At 54.1% G+C, this 14,219-nt stretch carries 16 protein-coding genes; 9 read left to right on the top strand and 7 right to left on the bottom strand.

What is annotated here, in order from left to right:
* Window positions 1-60 precede the first annotated feature (60 nt).
* Together JCM12308_RS20505 and JCM12308_RS20500 are read right to left on the bottom strand one after the other, a co-directional pair.
* On the bottom strand, window positions 61-1,899 hold the full coding sequence (locus JCM12308_RS20505) for an ABC transporter ATP-binding protein (RefSeq protein ID WP_008547933.1): 1,839 nt from the start codon (window positions 1,897-1,899) through the stop codon (window positions 61-63).
* Between the two features lie 73 nt (window positions 1,900-1,972).
* Window positions 1,973-2,362 (bottom strand): hypothetical protein, encoded by a 390-nt coding sequence (locus tag JCM12308_RS20500; RefSeq protein ID WP_008547746.1) that lies wholly within the window; start codon window positions 2,360-2,362, stop codon window positions 1,973-1,975.
* Window positions 2,363-2,929: 567 nt separating this feature from the next.
* Between JCM12308_RS20500 and JCM12308_RS20495 the strand changes: the two genes are divergently transcribed.
* From JCM12308_RS20495 to hemF, 4 genes are all read left to right on the top strand, one after another.
* Entirely contained in the window at window positions 2,930-3,385 is a 456-nt protein-coding gene (locus tag JCM12308_RS20495; RefSeq protein ID WP_008547433.1) for a tRNA (cytidine(34)-2'-O)-methyltransferase, read from the top strand.
* A 325-nt stretch (window positions 3,386-3,710) separates the two neighbouring features.
* Window positions 3,711-4,031, top strand: coding sequence for a DUF1176 domain-containing protein (locus JCM12308_RS30615; RefSeq protein WP_244271972.1), 321 nt, complete (start codon window positions 3,711-3,713; stop codon window positions 4,029-4,031).
* A 129-nt stretch (window positions 4,032-4,160) separates the two neighbouring features.
* Window positions 4,161-4,724 (top strand): DUF1176 domain-containing protein, encoded by a 564-nt coding sequence (locus JCM12308_RS20485; RefSeq protein ID WP_054784918.1) that lies wholly within the window; start codon window positions 4,161-4,163, stop codon window positions 4,722-4,724.
* 81 nt (window positions 4,725-4,805) lie between these two features.
* Window positions 4,806-5,717: an oxygen-dependent coproporphyrinogen oxidase gene (gene hemF / locus JCM12308_RS20480; protein WP_054784917.1), complete on the top strand. Its 912-nt coding sequence runs from the start codon at window positions 4,806-4,808 to the stop codon at window positions 5,715-5,717.
* Window positions 5,718-5,789: 72 nt separating this feature from the next.
* Here the strand turns inward: hemF and JCM12308_RS20475 are convergent, their stop codons facing one another.
* Together JCM12308_RS20475 and JCM12308_RS20470 are read right to left on the bottom strand one after the other, a co-directional pair.
* Window positions 5,790-6,380, bottom strand: coding sequence for a DUF2087 domain-containing protein (locus JCM12308_RS20475; protein WP_208608788.1), 591 nt, complete (start codon window positions 6,378-6,380; stop codon window positions 5,790-5,792).
* Window positions 6,381-6,596: 216 nt separating this feature from the next.
* Entirely contained in the window at window positions 6,597-7,004 is a 408-nt protein-coding gene (locus tag JCM12308_RS20470) for a hypothetical protein (RefSeq protein WP_054784916.1), read from the bottom strand.
* Between the two features lie 86 nt (window positions 7,005-7,090).
* Here JCM12308_RS20470 and JCM12308_RS20465 point away from each other — a divergent pair, with 86 nt between their 5' ends.
* Window positions 7,091-7,663: a TetR/AcrR family transcriptional regulator gene (locus JCM12308_RS20465; protein ID WP_054784915.1), complete on the top strand. Its 573-nt coding sequence runs from the start codon at window positions 7,091-7,093 to the stop codon at window positions 7,661-7,663.
* Here the strand turns inward: JCM12308_RS20465 and fumC are convergent.
* Complete coding sequence (gene fumC, locus JCM12308_RS20460; protein ID WP_008547491.1) at window positions 7,650-9,056, bottom strand: class II fumarate hydratase; 1,407 nt, start codon at window positions 9,054-9,056, stop codon at window positions 7,650-7,652. The two genes, JCM12308_RS20465 and fumC, sit on opposite strands and share 14 nt — an antisense overlap.
* Before the next feature lie 241 nt (window positions 9,057-9,297).
* On the opposite strand from fumC, the gene JCM12308_RS20455 reads away from it, so the two are divergent.
* The 3 genes from JCM12308_RS20455 (at window position 9,298) to JCM12308_RS20445 (ending at window position 11,969) form a co-directional block, all read left to right on the top strand.
* Window positions 9,298-10,422, top strand: a complete 1,125-nt coding sequence (locus tag JCM12308_RS20455) for an AAA family ATPase (protein ID WP_008548010.1) — start codon at window positions 9,298-9,300, stop codon at window positions 10,420-10,422.
* A gap of 2 nt (window positions 10,423-10,424) precedes the next feature.
* Window positions 10,425-11,405 (top strand): EamA family transporter, encoded by a 981-nt coding sequence (locus JCM12308_RS20450; protein WP_054784914.1) that lies wholly within the window; start codon window positions 10,425-10,427, stop codon window positions 11,403-11,405.
* An 81-nt stretch (window positions 11,406-11,486) separates the two neighbouring features.
* Complete coding sequence (locus JCM12308_RS20445; RefSeq protein WP_054784913.1) at window positions 11,487-11,969, top strand: PAS domain-containing protein; 483 nt, start codon at window positions 11,487-11,489, stop codon at window positions 11,967-11,969.
* Here JCM12308_RS20445 and JCM12308_RS20440 read toward each other — a convergent pair.
* Entirely contained in the window at window positions 11,966-12,436 is a 471-nt protein-coding gene (locus JCM12308_RS20440; protein ID WP_208608787.1) for a MarR family winged helix-turn-helix transcriptional regulator, read from the bottom strand. The two genes, JCM12308_RS20445 and JCM12308_RS20440, sit on opposite strands and share 4 nt — an antisense overlap.
* A gap of 181 nt (window positions 12,437-12,617) precedes the next feature.
* Between JCM12308_RS20440 and JCM12308_RS20435 the strand changes: the two genes are divergently transcribed.
* A complete protein-coding gene (locus tag JCM12308_RS20435; protein WP_054784912.1) occupies window positions 12,618-13,049 on the top strand; it encodes an organic hydroperoxide resistance protein in 432 nt (143 codons plus the stop codon).
* Between the two features lie 80 nt (window positions 13,050-13,129).
* On the opposite strand, the gene JCM12308_RS20430 is transcribed toward JCM12308_RS20435, so the two are convergent.
* Window positions 13,130-14,149, bottom strand: a complete 1,020-nt coding sequence (locus JCM12308_RS20430) for a TIM44-like domain-containing protein (RefSeq protein ID WP_244271971.1) — start codon at window positions 14,147-14,149, stop codon at window positions 13,130-13,132.
* Window positions 14,150-14,219 lie beyond the last annotated feature (70 nt).

Here is a 14,219-nt window from a genome sequence, read left to right as displayed (position 1 = left end):
GACGCAATTTCGCCCCGAACCACTTTTGGTTTAAACCGCTTGATTCCCTGTCAAGAATCCCTATTCAGCGGCAACTTGTGCAAGGAAACCGCCAGATTGGTGGTTCCAGAGGTTCTCGTAGATACCTTCGGATTTCAAAAGTTCCTCATGGGTACCCATTTCGACAATCTTGCCTTGATCCATGACAATCAGGCGATCCATTGCCGCAATTGTGGAAAGTCGGTGGGCAATTGCAATAACCGTCTTACCTTCCATCAATTCAAACAGGCTTTCCTGGATTGCAGCTTCCACTTCTGAGTCCAAAGCAGAGGTCGCTTCGTCCAAAACAAGGATCGGAGCATCCTTCAGCAGCACACGCGCAATCGCCACACGCTGACGCTGACCACCAGAAAGCTTCACACCGCGCTCACCCACCAGAGTATCAAAGCCAGTCCGCCCTTCTGGGTCTTTCAGCCCCTCGATAAACTCCAGCGCATGCGCCCGGCGAGCCGCTTCCTGCGCCTCTTCGAACGTCGCACCGTCTTTGCCGTAAGTGATGTTTTCCAGAATAGTCCGATGCAGCAAAGATGTATCCTGAGACACCACCCCAATATGCTGACGCAGACTTTCCTGAGTCACCGCGCAGATATCCTGACCATCAACGGTAATCCGGCCACCTTCCAGATCATGGAAGCGCAGCAGCAAGTTCATCAACGTAGATTTACCAGCACCCGAACGACCAACAATACCGATCTTCTCGCCCGGCTTGATGTTCAGCGACAGGTTCTCAAGAACACCACTGCCCTTGCCATAATGGAACTTCACATCTTCAAAGCGGATTTCCGCATCAGAAACCACAAGCTCCTTCGCATCGTCCTTGTCCGTGACTTCCGTATGTCTAGACAGCATGCCCAGGCCATCCTGAACCGTACCGATATTCTCAAACAGACCAGCAACTTCCCAGAGGATCCACTGAGACATACCTTGCAGGCGCAATGCCAGACCAATAGCAATCGCGATATCGCCGGTCGTCACCAATGCGCCCTTCCAGAGCCAGATGGAAACACCCCCAAGCGTCAGCAGCAGCAGGTTGTTGATCACGGTCAGACAGATGTTCAGCAAGGTCACGTTCCGCATCTGGCGATGCACCGTGTTCATGAACGTGCTCATGGAGCCCTTGGCATAATCTTCTTCGCGAGAAGCATGCGAGAACAACTTTACGGTCGAGATATTCGTATATGCATCAACAACATGGCCAGTCATCACAGAGCGCGCGTCTGCCTGCTTCTTGGAGATCCGCTTCAGCTTCGGCACGAAGATGTACATGACCAGGAAGTAGGAAGCCAACCAACCCAGCATTGGCAGCGCAAGACGCCAGTCCGCACTTGCAAGCACAGCAAGAGCAGCCAGGAAGTAAACAATCACATAGACAAAGATATCGACTATACGCGTAATAACTTCCCTGACAGCCAAAGAAGTCTGCATCAACTTGTTAGCGATACGACCCGCAAAGTCATTATGGAAGAAGCTTAAGCTCTGACGAAGTAACTGACGATGCCCTTTCCAACGGATCAACATCGGATAGTTGCCGACAAGACCCTGATGAAAGAACATCTCCCACACTGCTGAAGTAAGGGGCGAAATAATAAGTAGAACCGCACCCATCCAGATGAGATGGCCCCAGTTATCAGCAAAGAACGTCTCTGGATCTTCAGTTCCCAGCCAGTTAACAAGATCACCCATGAATGTAAATATAACCACTTCCAAAACAGCAATACCCGCTGCAAAGAAAGCAATAATCATAAGCAATAAAGAAACTGGCTTAGTATAATACCAGATAAAGCCCCAAAACTTACTTGGAGGAGTCTCTATCTCTTCCATTTTAAATGGATCAATAAGCTTCTCAAAATACGAGAACATGACAAATCCCAATTAAGATATTTGGTTTGCGAGCTGCGCTACCACGTCAACATGGTAAGAGGATGACGGCTGCTTACTGCAGCCGCTCATCTCGTTCGTATGGATCACGGTTATCGCGTGGAGAACCGGAAAAGCTCCAGATAACGCTGGCAATCCCGATACCTACAGCAAAAGCGCCAACCAAAGTGTCAACAAAGCGCCCCTTAAACAGAGAGCCAGCTTCATAGGTTCCGTTTGCTTTCACAATTTCAACCGCAGCCAACTCAGCGTAAAGCGTTGGAACAATTGTGAAAAATGCAATTCCAGCACTAATCATCAAGAACCAGAATGCGTGCATAAGGCTTTGAGAAAAAGTTACTTTTTCAGACCGAGCCGAACGCACATACCGGCCACCGTCGACCGGAATTTGAGATGCAGAACCGTCACGGGACGCGACCTGCGCCCAGATAAATGACGTAATCATTGGAGATACTCCGACAACATATGCATGCAGCCGCAGACGCAATTCGTCCGTAAAGAGGGCTACATTAAGAAAATACGAGCTAGTAAAGTGTTGGAAAGCCGCCGCTTAAGCGGAAACGGCAAATGCAATGCAGTTAGTGGGATGCATAGCGCATGCGCCTACTGCCGGGAGAACATTAGCGTTCACGAGCACAAATTCAGTATTCATGTATGTCTCCCTGGTTCCAACGTTAAAAATAGCTGATCGGGCGATCAGCAACTCGGAGAGTCTCGTCAAGTAAGAAGAGGGCTCTCGGCCGGTGCGAGATGCTTATACTCACAAAGGCGGAGACATGCCTAGCCCCAAAAATTCCGGAAAAACACTTTAGGGTGTACTGTATCTTTTTCGCAACATATATCACGAATTCCTATGGAACCTCTTGAATTTGATTAGGTTTCACCCAGCGAAACGCGTCACCTATCAACAAACTCTATGATTTTTCTGGAGATTTTCACCGGGTTCCTCTAGATGCCCAAGAGATGCTTCCATAAGCCCCTCACGAAAATCTTACAGCGAGCACACTGCGCCATGCCAGATATTGCCCTTTATCAGCCAGACATTCCGCAGAACACCGGCACCCTGTTGCGCTTGGCCGCCTGCATGGATGTAACGGTGCACCTGATCGAACCGGCAGGCTTCCCGCTGTCAGATCATGCACTTAAACGGGCAGGCATGGATTACATCGAGCGCGCAAAACTCCAACGCCATATGGATTGGGAGAGCTTTCGTGAATGGCAATTGGCGGAAAAGCGCCGACTTATCCTCATGACAACCAAGGGAACCCGCCCGTACACCCAGTTCGCCTTCAAAAAAGACGACCTGATCCTGATGGGCCGCGAAAGCTCTGGTGTACCTGAAGAAATCCATCAGCTTGCCGATTCCAGACTGCTGATTCCCATGAAGAACGGCATGCGCTCCCTCAACATGGCGGTTTCCACCGGAATGGTGCTGGGCGAAGCCCTTCGTCAAACAGATTGTTTTTAAATAAAATACAACCTAGACTAGGTGCGTTATTTATTGCGTTGCTTTGCGCTGTTTAGGTTTAATTTGCAATGTTTCAGAGTGTCTCGAGAAAAATTGCTCATCTATTCTCTGTTGCACTTTTTCTCGTTATCCCCCTGCCCGCTTTGGCAGGCGCTCCGATAGAGCCGGTACTTTATCCCAACCTGCACGACAAGGCAGAATTGGACCGGCACCTGCACCTGCTTAACCAGATATACCCCTGCGATTGGCATGATGCACACACACGGAGCGGTATAACCTCTACGATCTAGGCAATGGCATTCAGGTGCTGGAGTTCTCCTGCACCGTGGGCCTGCATAATCTGGCGAACCTCTACATCCGCCGGATCAAGGGCAGCAAGCAGCCTGCACGGCTCATTGCACTGCGGCGGCCCAAGGGGCAACCGGTCACCAGCAAGTACATCCTCTTTAACAGCTTCTGGGACCTCAACCGCGGCGCTCTTACCAGCTTCACCGTAGATCGTGGCCTCTCCGATTGCGGCTCTTTCGAAGTCCACCGCTTCACATCAGATGGCTATCTGGAACTCATAGAGTATCGTGCCAAGCGAAATTGCGACGGCAAGTTCCGCGAACCCACCGATTACCCGTTGATCTACCCAGCCATGTAACGCCAACCAAACAGATCGTTAAAGCACGTCTGGAACTGGTAGCCCGCAGTAAACCAAAAGTTTTTAGGCAAGCGTAATCCGAAACCGGCATCCTCAGGCAAAACCACGCCATCAAAGAGGAAAGCCGCCATGTCTAAAACCCTGTCCCCAGCACTGGCTGCTACCCTCCTCTCCATCAGTTTGCTGGCAAACCCCACTCTGGCAGAACCCATTGAACCTGTGAGAGAAAACGACCCCAAAATCCTAAACCGCTATCTGGGGCTGCTGGATCAGGCCTATCCCTGCGATTGGAAGCAGGCTTACGACACCTTGGGCAACTACCGCCTCCAGTTCAGCAAAAACATCGAAGTGCTGGAGTTCGCCTGCTCCATAAGTCCGTACAATGAAGCCCATGTTTATGTGCGTGTGGACTCCCACAAACCACAGGACGCCGAGCTGCTGAGCTTCAAGCGCCCTCAGAACGAAGACAGCGATGATCCGCATGTGGTCTTCAATGGTGTCTGGGACATCAAGACAGGCGATCTGACCAGCTTCATGAAAGGACGTGGTTTGGGCGATTGCGGAACCTATGAGGTCCACCGCTTCACACCAGATGGCTACCCGCACCTTCTTGAGTTTCGCGCCAAACCGGAATGCGACGGCAACTATGTGCAGCCGGAAAAGTATCCCGTCGTCTTCACTCAGCCGCAATAACAGCCCCCACCTCTCCTGTACTTCGCAGCTGCACTCCATTAAACAGAGCAACAAAGAAGATTTAGCGCTCTAGGAGGGACGATGAGCGACACACAGAACACGCTTCCGGCAGATCTGGAAGACAAGAAGAAAGAAGCCTCTGCGTGGTTCACTCAGCTGCGCGATAACATCTGCGCCGCGTTTGAGCAGCTGGAAGAAGAAGTTGGTGAGCAGGACGGCCCACTCACAGACCAGCCAGCCGGACGTTTTGAACGCACCCCATGGGAGCGCACAGACCACAGCGGCGGCCATGGCGGCGGCGGCGTCATGTCTTTGATGCACGGCCGTGTGTTCGAGAAGGTTGGCGTCCACGTTTCCACTGTGCACGGCGAGTTCTCTCCAGAGTTCCGCGACCAGATCCCAGGTGCCAGCGAAGACCCACGGTTCTGGGCCTCCGGCATCTCCCTGATCGCCCACATGCACAACCCAAATGTACCGGCAGTGCATATGAACACCCGTATGGTGGTCACCACCAAGCAGTGGTTCGGTGGTGGAGCAGACCTCACCCCTGTGCTCAGCGCACGCCGCACACAGGAAGACCCGGACACCGTTGAGTTCCACGAGGCCATGAAGGCAGCGTGTGTTGATCATCCGGGCGCAGACTACGATCACTTCAAAAAGTGGTGCGACGAGTACTTCTATCTGCCTCACCGCAAAGAAGCGCGCGGCATCGGCGGCATCTTCTACGACCGCCACAACACCGGCGACTGGAACGCAGACCTTGCCTTCACCAAATCTGTCGGCAACGCCTTCCTCGACATCTACCCAAAGCTGGTGCGCAAAAACTTCCTGACCCCATGGACAGTGGAACAGCGCGAAGAACAGCTGGTCCGTCGTGGCCGCTACGTGGAGTTCAACCTCCTCTACGACCGCGGCACCATCTTCGGCCTCAAGACAGGCGGAAACGTCTCCTCCATCCTGTCCTCCATGCCACCCGTGGTAAAGTGGCCATAAGCCAGAAAACGAAAGAGGCTCCCCGACCCAAAAGTCGGGAAGCCTCCTGTCTAAATGGCAGTGAAAGCCAAGCTAAATGCTCGGTCGCACGATGAACGACAGGGCAGAGCTGCCGCTTTCACTTTCCAAACGTCTCCCCTTCAAACGCTTAATCAGATCACGCGCTTCCAGCGGTGGTTGCTGCTCTTGCCGCCTGTAATCGGAACCATCCCGATTACGATGCAGCAGCCCAAGGCTAAACAGCTCGCGCCTCAGCAACGCGGGGTCTGCAAAACAATGGGCGTCATTGAGCACAGTGTTGATCTCCTTCTCCCGAAGCGATGCACCAGCCGGAATAAGAGACCACAACTGCCAAAGACAAAGCACCTGAACCTGCCGACGAGATGGCCAGCTGACCAGCCGCCCCGCCTTGTCAAACTGGTTCAGCCCACGCTCAACCAACCGATGATCCACCGTCTCAACAACCGGCTCCGTATCAAGGCGGCGTCCAGCGGAATGCGATGCTCTTAAGTGTTGGAAGTTTTGAAAGCCCGCCGCTTTGGCGAGCATGTTCATCAGCTCCACATGAGAAGGAGCATCACCGCGTGACTTCATCTGGCGGGCAACACTGCGCGCAAACGTGGAGATATCAGGCGAACGAAGAGGGACCGGGACTCTCGACATTGAAAAATCCTCTCGAGCCGCATTTTACTTTTCGTGGTCGCTGACTTGCGAAGCGGCATCGGACATGAATGTCGATTACTCTCGAAGTGAATGGCAGGTTTAGCTCCCCTTTCGGGGCAGCGACGCCTTGGGAACTGCCGACCTGCGCCGACAATAAAGGCGATTTCCGCAAAATGTCAACATGCAGAAGCTTTAGGCGTCGCTGGTCTCAACCACTCAGGCAGCAGCCCTTTGCAAAGCAGGTGCGCGGCCCGCCTTGCGCAAACCCATCGCCACACAGCCAGCGATAATGATAAAGGAGATCCATTGCGGCATGTCCATCAGGTTGCCCAGCTGAGAAAGGCCGTAAGCGATAAACAGCAAGGTGAACCCGCCATATTGCCCGATCACCACCCAGGCAACACCCGCTGCCAACTCGCTCTTGAAGGCCGCAGCCAGCAGCAACACACCATTGACCAGCATCACCACCGTGATCCCGTGCCAGACCACCGACAGCACCGCAATCACCACAGGATGAAGATCACTGCCCAGTACAGGATCATGGATCTCTGGCCCACCCAGAAACACATGCACTAACACCAGCAGTAAAGACAGTATTCCGGAAGCCAACAGCCACTTATTCATTGGAGTTCTCTCATTTCTGATTCCATACGGTAGCGTACGGTACATTATTGCTGGATCTTGTCAATACGGTAGCGTATGGTGAAAATATGACGGAGAAAACCAAACTCACAGCGCTTGATTGGATCAAAGGCGGCTTCCGCTCTCTAGCCTCTGATGGTCCGCAAGGCCTCAAGGCAGAAGTGCTGGCACGAAAGCTGAAGGTCAGCAAAGGCTCATTCTATTGGCACTTCAAAGACGTCGCCGCTCTCAAAACCGCCATGCTGGATCATTGGGAAGAACTCGCCACCCAGCAGATCATCGCGCAGGTGGATGCTGGCAGCCCGGACCCGAAACAGCGCCTCTATGATCTGATTGAGATTGCAGCAAGTGAGGTCTCGGAAGAATACGGCGCCAACGGTGTCTCAAACGCCCTGCGAAACTGGGCCCAGTTTGATGAGCTCGCCCGCGCCTACACCACCAAGATCGACCGCCGCCGTCTGGAGTATGTCGAGAGCCTGTTCTCTCAGGTTCCACAAACCCGCAAGCACGCCAAAATCAACGCCCAGATCCTCTACGCCACACTAATTGGCGCAGAACAGCTGGATCAGGCAGACACAAAGGCCTGCCTGGCACAAACGCTGGATATCATGATGGGCTCAGAGCGCCCTATCCCGGCCTGACCATCTTCTCAGGCCGCACCACCCGGTCAAACTCTTCGGCAGTCACATAGCCCAACCGAAGCGCTTCTTCTTTCAGGGTCGTACCGTTCTTGTGCGCAGACTTGGCAATCTCGGTTGCCTTGTCATAGCCGATCGTCGGCGCCAGTGCTGTCACCAGCATCAACGACCGCTCCATCAGCTCCTCAATACGATCAAGGTTCGGCTCAATGCCAACCACACAGCGGTCCGCAAAGCTCACCATGCAATCCGCCAGCAACTCGATGGACTGCAGCAGACTGTTGGCAATCACGGGCTTGAACACGTTCAGCTCAAAGTGCCCCGTTGCACCAGCCACACTCACAGCTGTTTGATTGCCCATCACCTGCGCGCAGACCATGGTCACGGCCTCACACTGGGTCGGGTTCACCTTGCCCGGCATAATGGAAGAGCCCGGCTCATTGGCAGGCAGGCTGATCTCACCCAGGCCGGACCGAGGCCCGGACGCCAGGAAGCGAATGTCATTGGCAATCTTCATCAAAGAGCACGCCAGCGTATTCAGCGCACCATGGGCAAACACCGCCGCATCATGGGTCGCCAGCGCCTCAAACTTGTTCGTCGCCGTCACAAACGGCAGGCCCGTCACCTCACTCACATGGGTGGCAAACGCACTGGCAAACTCGGGTGTTGAGTTAAGCCCCGTCCCAACAGCTGTGCCGCCCTGTGCAAGGCGATAAAGCCCCACAAGGCTCTGCTCAATGCGCTCTTTGGAATACTCCAGCTGCGCCACATAACCGGAGAACTCCTGCCCCAGTGTCAGAGGCGTCGCATCCTGTGTATGCGTACGGCCAATCTTCACGATGTCAGAAAACGCCGCCACCTTGGCTTCCAGCGTGTCATGCAGATGGACCAGCGCAGGCAGCAGCACCTTGTTGATCTCACAGGCAGCTGCAATATGCATCGCTGTCGGGAACGTATCGTTGGAGGACTGCCCCATGTTCACATGGTCATTGGGATGCACAGGAGACTTGCTGCCAATCTGCCCGCCGAGCAGCTCAATAGCCCGGTTCGCAATCACCTCATTGGTGTTCATGTTCGATTGCGTGCCAGAGCCCGTCTGCCAGATCACCAGCGGAAAATGCGCATCCAGCTTGCCGGAGATCACCTCAGTCGCAGCCTGACAAATGGCCTTGCCCAGATCCTCAGGCAAGCGCCCCTCTTCCATGTTCACTTTGGCAGCCGCCAGTTTCACCGCACCCAGCGCGTGGATCAGCGCAGGCGGCAAATGCTCTCGGCCAATAGGAAAGTTGATCAGGGAACGTGCGGTCTGCGCGCCCCAGTACTTGCCAACCGGAACATCCAACACACCAAAACTATCGGATTCCTGCCGCATGCTGTCAGAATCTTGAGCAGACATCGAAACTCTCCTCCAAAGCGCAGTTCCGAAAACCCTTGCGGTTTCCTGAAAGAAGAACGCAACAAACGAAGACACCAAGCAGTTTGAACAACCCACCCTTGAAGTAAAGAGCTACCTCAACCACAGGCGAACAAAACGTGAATTTCCGGTGCATGAACTTTCGGGTTCAATTTACAATCTCAATCCAACCTGCTTATTCTCAACCATACTTACCGAAGATATATCAAAAAAGTTTCACCTCATGGCCATGCCCCCTCTTTCCGCGATCGGCATAGAGAACTACCGGTCCGTACATAAGCTCTTCATGCGAGTTGGCGCCGTCAACGTGTTTGTCGGCAACAACGGCGTTGGCAAAACGAACCTCTACAAGTCTCTGGAGCTGCTCCAGCAGGCAGCGCTGGGCCGCATTACCCGCGCCGTCTCAGAGGAAGGTGGAGTGGACAGCGTCATGTGGGCGGGCGACCTGAAGACCCACGAAAAGAAACGCATCATCCTGCGCGCTGATCTGGGGGATCTGTCCTACCGGATCGAGCTGGGCCTGCCTAACCCGATTTCTGACCCAGCCCTGCCTTTTGAAACCATGGTCAGAGACGAAGAACTCACGCTCCTGACTGGCAAAAAGCCGGTTGTGCTGATGCAGCGCAAAGGCCCCAGTGCGTTCTTAAGGTCCAGCAAGGGCGGCAAAGTCACCTACGACAACGAGCTGCTGCCTTCTGAAACCGCTCTCGCCAGCATCCGCGATGGCAGCCAGTTTCCTGAGCTGGATCTGGTACGCCGCGCCATTACCGACTGGCGGTTCTACCACACATTCCGCAGTGACCGGGACAGCCTGCTCCGCCGCCCTAGCCCCAATGTCACCACGCCGACACTCTCCTCAGACGGCAGCGATCTGGCAGCAGTGTTTGCGACGCTAAAGGAAATCCAGAAGGACACCTTCTTCCTGCAACAAGCAGTCGACGACGCCTTCCCAGACAGCAAACTGATCATCGAAGCCAACGGGCAGGATTGCCGCTTCGCACTGCAAACCCCAGAAATCCGCCGCCCCTTCCCATCTCAGGAACTGTCAGACGGCACACTGCAGTATCTCGCCCTGCTCGGCGCCATGCTGTCCTACCGCCTGCCATCCTTCATTGCCCTCAACGAACCGGAAGCCAGCCTCCACCCGGATCTGCTGGAACCACTTGCTAAAGTAATTGCCAAAGCCTCAGAGCGCAGCCAGATCTGGCTCGTAACCCATTCTGAACAACTTGCTGATCATATTGCCAATCATGCAGGGGCATACCCAAGGCGCATTTATAAAGAAAACGGCCAGACCGGAATTGATGGCCTGAAAATCACCGGCGAGTTCGTCGGAGAGGAGTACTGAGTTTGACCCCCAAAGGTTTGATTGTCTGCCTTGCCACCATGGTGAGCTGGGCGTTTCTGATTGTCATAAGCAAGGGCCTGCTGCTCGCTTACAACCTCGACCCGTGGATCTTCACCATCATCCAGCTGATGTTTGGCGGCCTGTTCCTCATCGCCATCAGCCGCAAACTGGGCGCCACCATGGACGCGCTCAAAAGCCCTTATACATGGGCGTACGGCATTGCCCGCGTCCTCTCCGCAGCCTGCTTCACAGCCTCACTGCTTTACATCAGCGCCGCAAACGCAGGCTTCTTCGGCCTCGTCTCCGTGCCGTTTTCAGCACTGGTCTTCGCGGTCCTTTTCTTCCGCTTGCCGTCCTTTCTGGAAATTCCCGGCCACATCATCATCATTCTGGGCGTTGTCCTGCTCATCTCCACGCTTGAAGGCACCTACTCCAACCCAGCCGTCTACCTGATGGTCTTCTCGGAGTTCGCTGTGGTCGCCTCAGTGGTTATCGCAGAGTATCACCCGCAAAATCAGGGCGATGACCTTCAGGAGCGCGCCTCCCTCAGCGGCGTTATGCTGGTTGCCAGCGCCCTCATCATGCTCATCAGCCTTGCTGGCCTCTCCCTCTTCACCGATGGACCCGCCACCCAGAGCACAGCAGACTGGATAAGCAACTTGCCCCTCATTGACCTCACTCAGGTCTGGAGCCCGACCATGTGGCTGGCAGCCATTGCCGTTGGCATCACCCTGCGCGGTGTCTCCATGTTCCTGTCCATGCAGGCCATCAATCTGGTCGGCAGCCAGAACTACGTCGCCACCATCGCCGCTCTGCCATTCACATCTCTGCTGTTTGAGCTGATCGCAGACAAAGCCGACTACCTGCCCCAGGCGGTGCCCAATCCGATCACCATTCTGGCTGGGGTTATCATGACAGCGGGTTCCCTGGGCATTCTCTGGGCACGCCAACGCAAGTTCAAAGCAGCAGCCGCATTCTCTTAAGTCCGCGAAAACCCGACTATTTCTGAAAGCAATTGCTTACTCGCCTTCGCTAGAGTTCCAGCGAACAGCGAGTAAGCAGGCATGACTGACAATAATAACGAACTGCCAGAAGTCACCGATCAACGCATCTTGGAAGCATGGAAGCTGTCAGGCTGGGCGGATCGCCTGCTCGAAGAAGCAGGCATCGGCGTCACCATCATCGATAAAGACGGCAAGCTGCTCTACTACAACAAATGGGCTTCGGAAAATCTGGATCGCCAGCCGCGCCACATCGGGCACAACGTGAAGGAAAATCATCGCCGGTCCATCACCAACCCGCGGTTTGATGCCATGTTGCAGCTGTTTAGAGATGGCCGCAAAGACCCGGTGCGCTACGTGGCCAATCCATACGGAACCACCACCATTCTGGTCACCGTCTCTCCAATTCACATAGATGAAGAGCTCGTCGGCTTTTCCCAGTTTGTCTTGCTAAAAGAAGAAGTGCAGGAGCTGTGCTGCCTATTTGACCAGCATGGCCGCGATCCCTTTGAAAAGGATATGCTGCCCAACGGACCTCCGACCTAGCTGGAAACCTTGTCTTTGGCCTCAGTCAGCATCTCCTGAATGCCGTTGAGCTGACCAACCAGCTGCCTGATTGTCTCCACGGGCACATCCAGGTTGGAAAACGCGCAGTGCTGCACGTCAATCACGCCATCACTCAGGCCCCGCCCCTCTTTGGTCAGGCTCACAATCACCTGCCGCTCATCTTCCTTAGAGCGTGTGCGGGCAATGTATCCCATCTCTTCCAGACGTTTCAGCAAGGGAGTCAACGTGTTCGACTCAAGGAACAAACGCTCCCCCAGCTCAGAAACACGCTGATGATCTTTTTCCAAAAGAGCAAGCAAAGTGATGTACTGCGGATAGGTGACACCAAGCTTCTTCATCACCGGCTTATAGAAGCGGTTGAACGCATGGTTTGCTTTATAGATGGCAAAGCACAAATGCTGATCTAATCCAAAGCCTTGAAATTCTTCTGATTTCTTCTCGGCCATCACCGTATTCCAGTCCTGAGTAACATCCTCATTCCCCGTTCTACCCATCAAGACAAAAGCCGTCAAACTAAATCGCACACGATTAATTCACGTTTTGATTGACAGCACCCTACATTTCTTCTTAACTATATCGCACAGGATTTAATCGTGCACGATACATAACAACAACGAGGAATACAAAATGCCAGTAGACGTTCTTTATGAAATAAGCGCAGTTGCCACAGGTGGCCGTGACGGTACTGCAAAAACAAAGGACGGTGCTCTGGAACTGACACTTGCAACGCCAAAAGAGCTGGGCGGCGCAGGTGGAGAAGGCAACAACCCTGAGCAGCTGTTTGCTGCTGGTTATGCTGCCTGTTTCATCGGAGCTATGAAGTTTGTAGCGTCTCAGCAGTCCGGCGTGACTTTGCCAGCAGACGTGAATGTTGAATCAACAGTCGGCATTGGCCCACGCTCTGAAGGCGGCTTCGGTCTGGAAATTGCACTGGCAGTCACCGTACCGGGCATGGACAAAGCCAAAGCGGAAGAGCTGGTCGCAGCAGCCCATGAGGTCTGCCCTTACTCAAACGCAACACGCAACAACATCGATGTAAAGCTTTCTGTCACAGTCTAATAAGCACACAACCCATCGAACCACAAAACAAAGAAAGGGGCCCGCGAGGCCCCTTTCCTATTGCATTATGTCTGCTGTGATTAGCCAGCCTGCTGGATCGCTGAGAGCTGCCAGTTTTCGCCAGCACCGCGAATAAAGGTCCAGATCTCAGTCCGCTCTTCCGGCACATCAGCGTTGCCTTCAACAACCTTATTGGTCGCACGCTCACGCATCACATCAATGGACTCATAACGCATTGCAACAGACGCATAGTCCTTGTCGCCTTCACGCCACGCTTCAGTCAGATCACCCTGCAGCAACTTGATGTCGCGCACTTCGTTGATCAGACCGTTAGAAGCCGCTTTGCCCAGCTCCTCTGCAAAGTAGCCCATGATTTCAGGCGTCGCGATCTCACGGATCTTGCCGTAGTCCTCAGAACCATATGCAGTCCAGACGGTTGTCAGCAGCGCTTCAAACGCATCAAAGTCATCCGCTGTCAGGCCAATCTCATCATCAGCTTCAGTTGAGAACACAGGCTGCTCTTCAAACTGAGGCGCCTGACCACCACCGAAACCGGTGTTTGGAATGCCGGAGGAACCTGAACGACGCGGCGCATCCTGCGCACCTGCATCATTAAAGGTAAACGGCTGGCTCTGCTGTGCCTGCTGCTGATGATGCCCATAAGCACCGGCAGCTTGCGGCTGTTGACGGCTCCGCAGGAAACGCATCAGCAACATGATACCGCCACCGATCAGAAGCGCCTGAACGATCAGACCGAAGAACCCGGCCATTCCGCCAAAGCCAGTGCCGAACAGCATGCCGAGCAAACCACCCAGTGCCAGACCACCCAGCATGGAGCCCAGGAAACCACTACCGAAGAAGCCACGACGCTGCTGGCCTGCAGCTGCCTTGGAAGCTGCTGCAGCATTCGACTGCTGAGCACCAGTGTTGGTGCCATTGTTTGGTGTCATGGTCCGCTGAACCGGAGCTGTCTTCGGCGCAGTCTTGGTCGCTTTCGGCGCAGAGTAGCTGCGAGAGCCACGGCTACCAAAACTAAACCCGCGCTTCGCCTCAGCAAAATCCGCAGTCACAAAGATCAGACCGATCGAAAATACCAGCAAGGTGAGAAACCTTGGAAACTTATTCAATGCAAGCATGTAACCCCTAAACCTGCCCGTAAACTCATGTTGC

It is taken from the genome of Pseudovibrio denitrificans JCM 12308 (assembly GCF_001310815.1).
Lineage (GTDB): Bacteria > Pseudomonadota > Alphaproteobacteria > Rhizobiales > Stappiaceae > Pseudovibrio > Pseudovibrio denitrificans.
Note: the sequence above shows the minus strand (reverse complement) of the source record. Positions and strands in the feature narration are given on the sequence as shown.

Excerpts from the sequence above, each read along its gene's own strand:
- JCM12308_RS20465 (WP_054784915.1), top strand. The coding sequence starts at position 7,091 with ATGACGGAGAAAACCAAACTCACAGCGCTTGATTGGATCAAAGGCGGC.
- JCM12308_RS20495 (WP_008547433.1), top strand. The coding sequence starts at position 2,930 with ATGCCAGATATTGCCCTTTATCAGCCAGACATTCCGCAGAACACCGGC.
- JCM12308_RS20470 (WP_054784916.1), bottom strand. The coding sequence starts at position 7,004 with ATGAATAAGTGGCTGTTGGCTTCCGGAATACTGTCTTTACTGCTGGTG.
- JCM12308_RS20455 (WP_008548010.1), top strand. The coding sequence starts at position 9,298 with ATGGCCATGCCCCCTCTTTCCGCGATCGGCATAGAGAACTACCGGTCC.
- JCM12308_RS20475 (WP_208608788.1), bottom strand. The coding sequence starts at position 6,380 with ATGTCGAGAGTCCCGGTCCCTCTTCGTTCGCCTGATATCTCCACGTTT.
- JCM12308_RS20440 (WP_208608787.1), bottom strand. The coding sequence starts at position 12,436 with ATGGCCGAGAAGAAATCAGAAGAATTTCAAGGCTTTGGATTAGATCAG.
- JCM12308_RS20500 (WP_008547746.1), bottom strand. The coding sequence starts at position 2,362 with ATGATTACGTCATTTATCTGGGCGCAGGTCGCGTCCCGTGACGGTTCT.
- JCM12308_RS20505 (WP_008547933.1), bottom strand. The coding sequence starts at position 1,899 with ATGTTCTCGTATTTTGAGAAGCTTATTGATCCATTTAAAATGGAAGAG.
- fumC (WP_008547491.1), bottom strand. The coding sequence starts at position 9,056 with ATGTCTGCTCAAGATTCTGACAGCATGCGGCAGGAATCCGATAGTTTT.
- hemF (WP_054784917.1), top strand. The coding sequence starts at position 4,806 with ATGAGCGACACACAGAACACGCTTCCGGCAGATCTGGAAGACAAGAAG.
- JCM12308_RS20445 (WP_054784913.1), top strand. The coding sequence starts at position 11,487 with ATGACTGACAATAATAACGAACTGCCAGAAGTCACCGATCAACGCATC.
- JCM12308_RS20435 (WP_054784912.1), top strand. The coding sequence starts at position 12,618 with ATGCCAGTAGACGTTCTTTATGAAATAAGCGCAGTTGCCACAGGTGGC.
- JCM12308_RS20485 (WP_054784918.1), top strand. The coding sequence starts at position 4,161 with ATGTCTAAAACCCTGTCCCCAGCACTGGCTGCTACCCTCCTCTCCATC.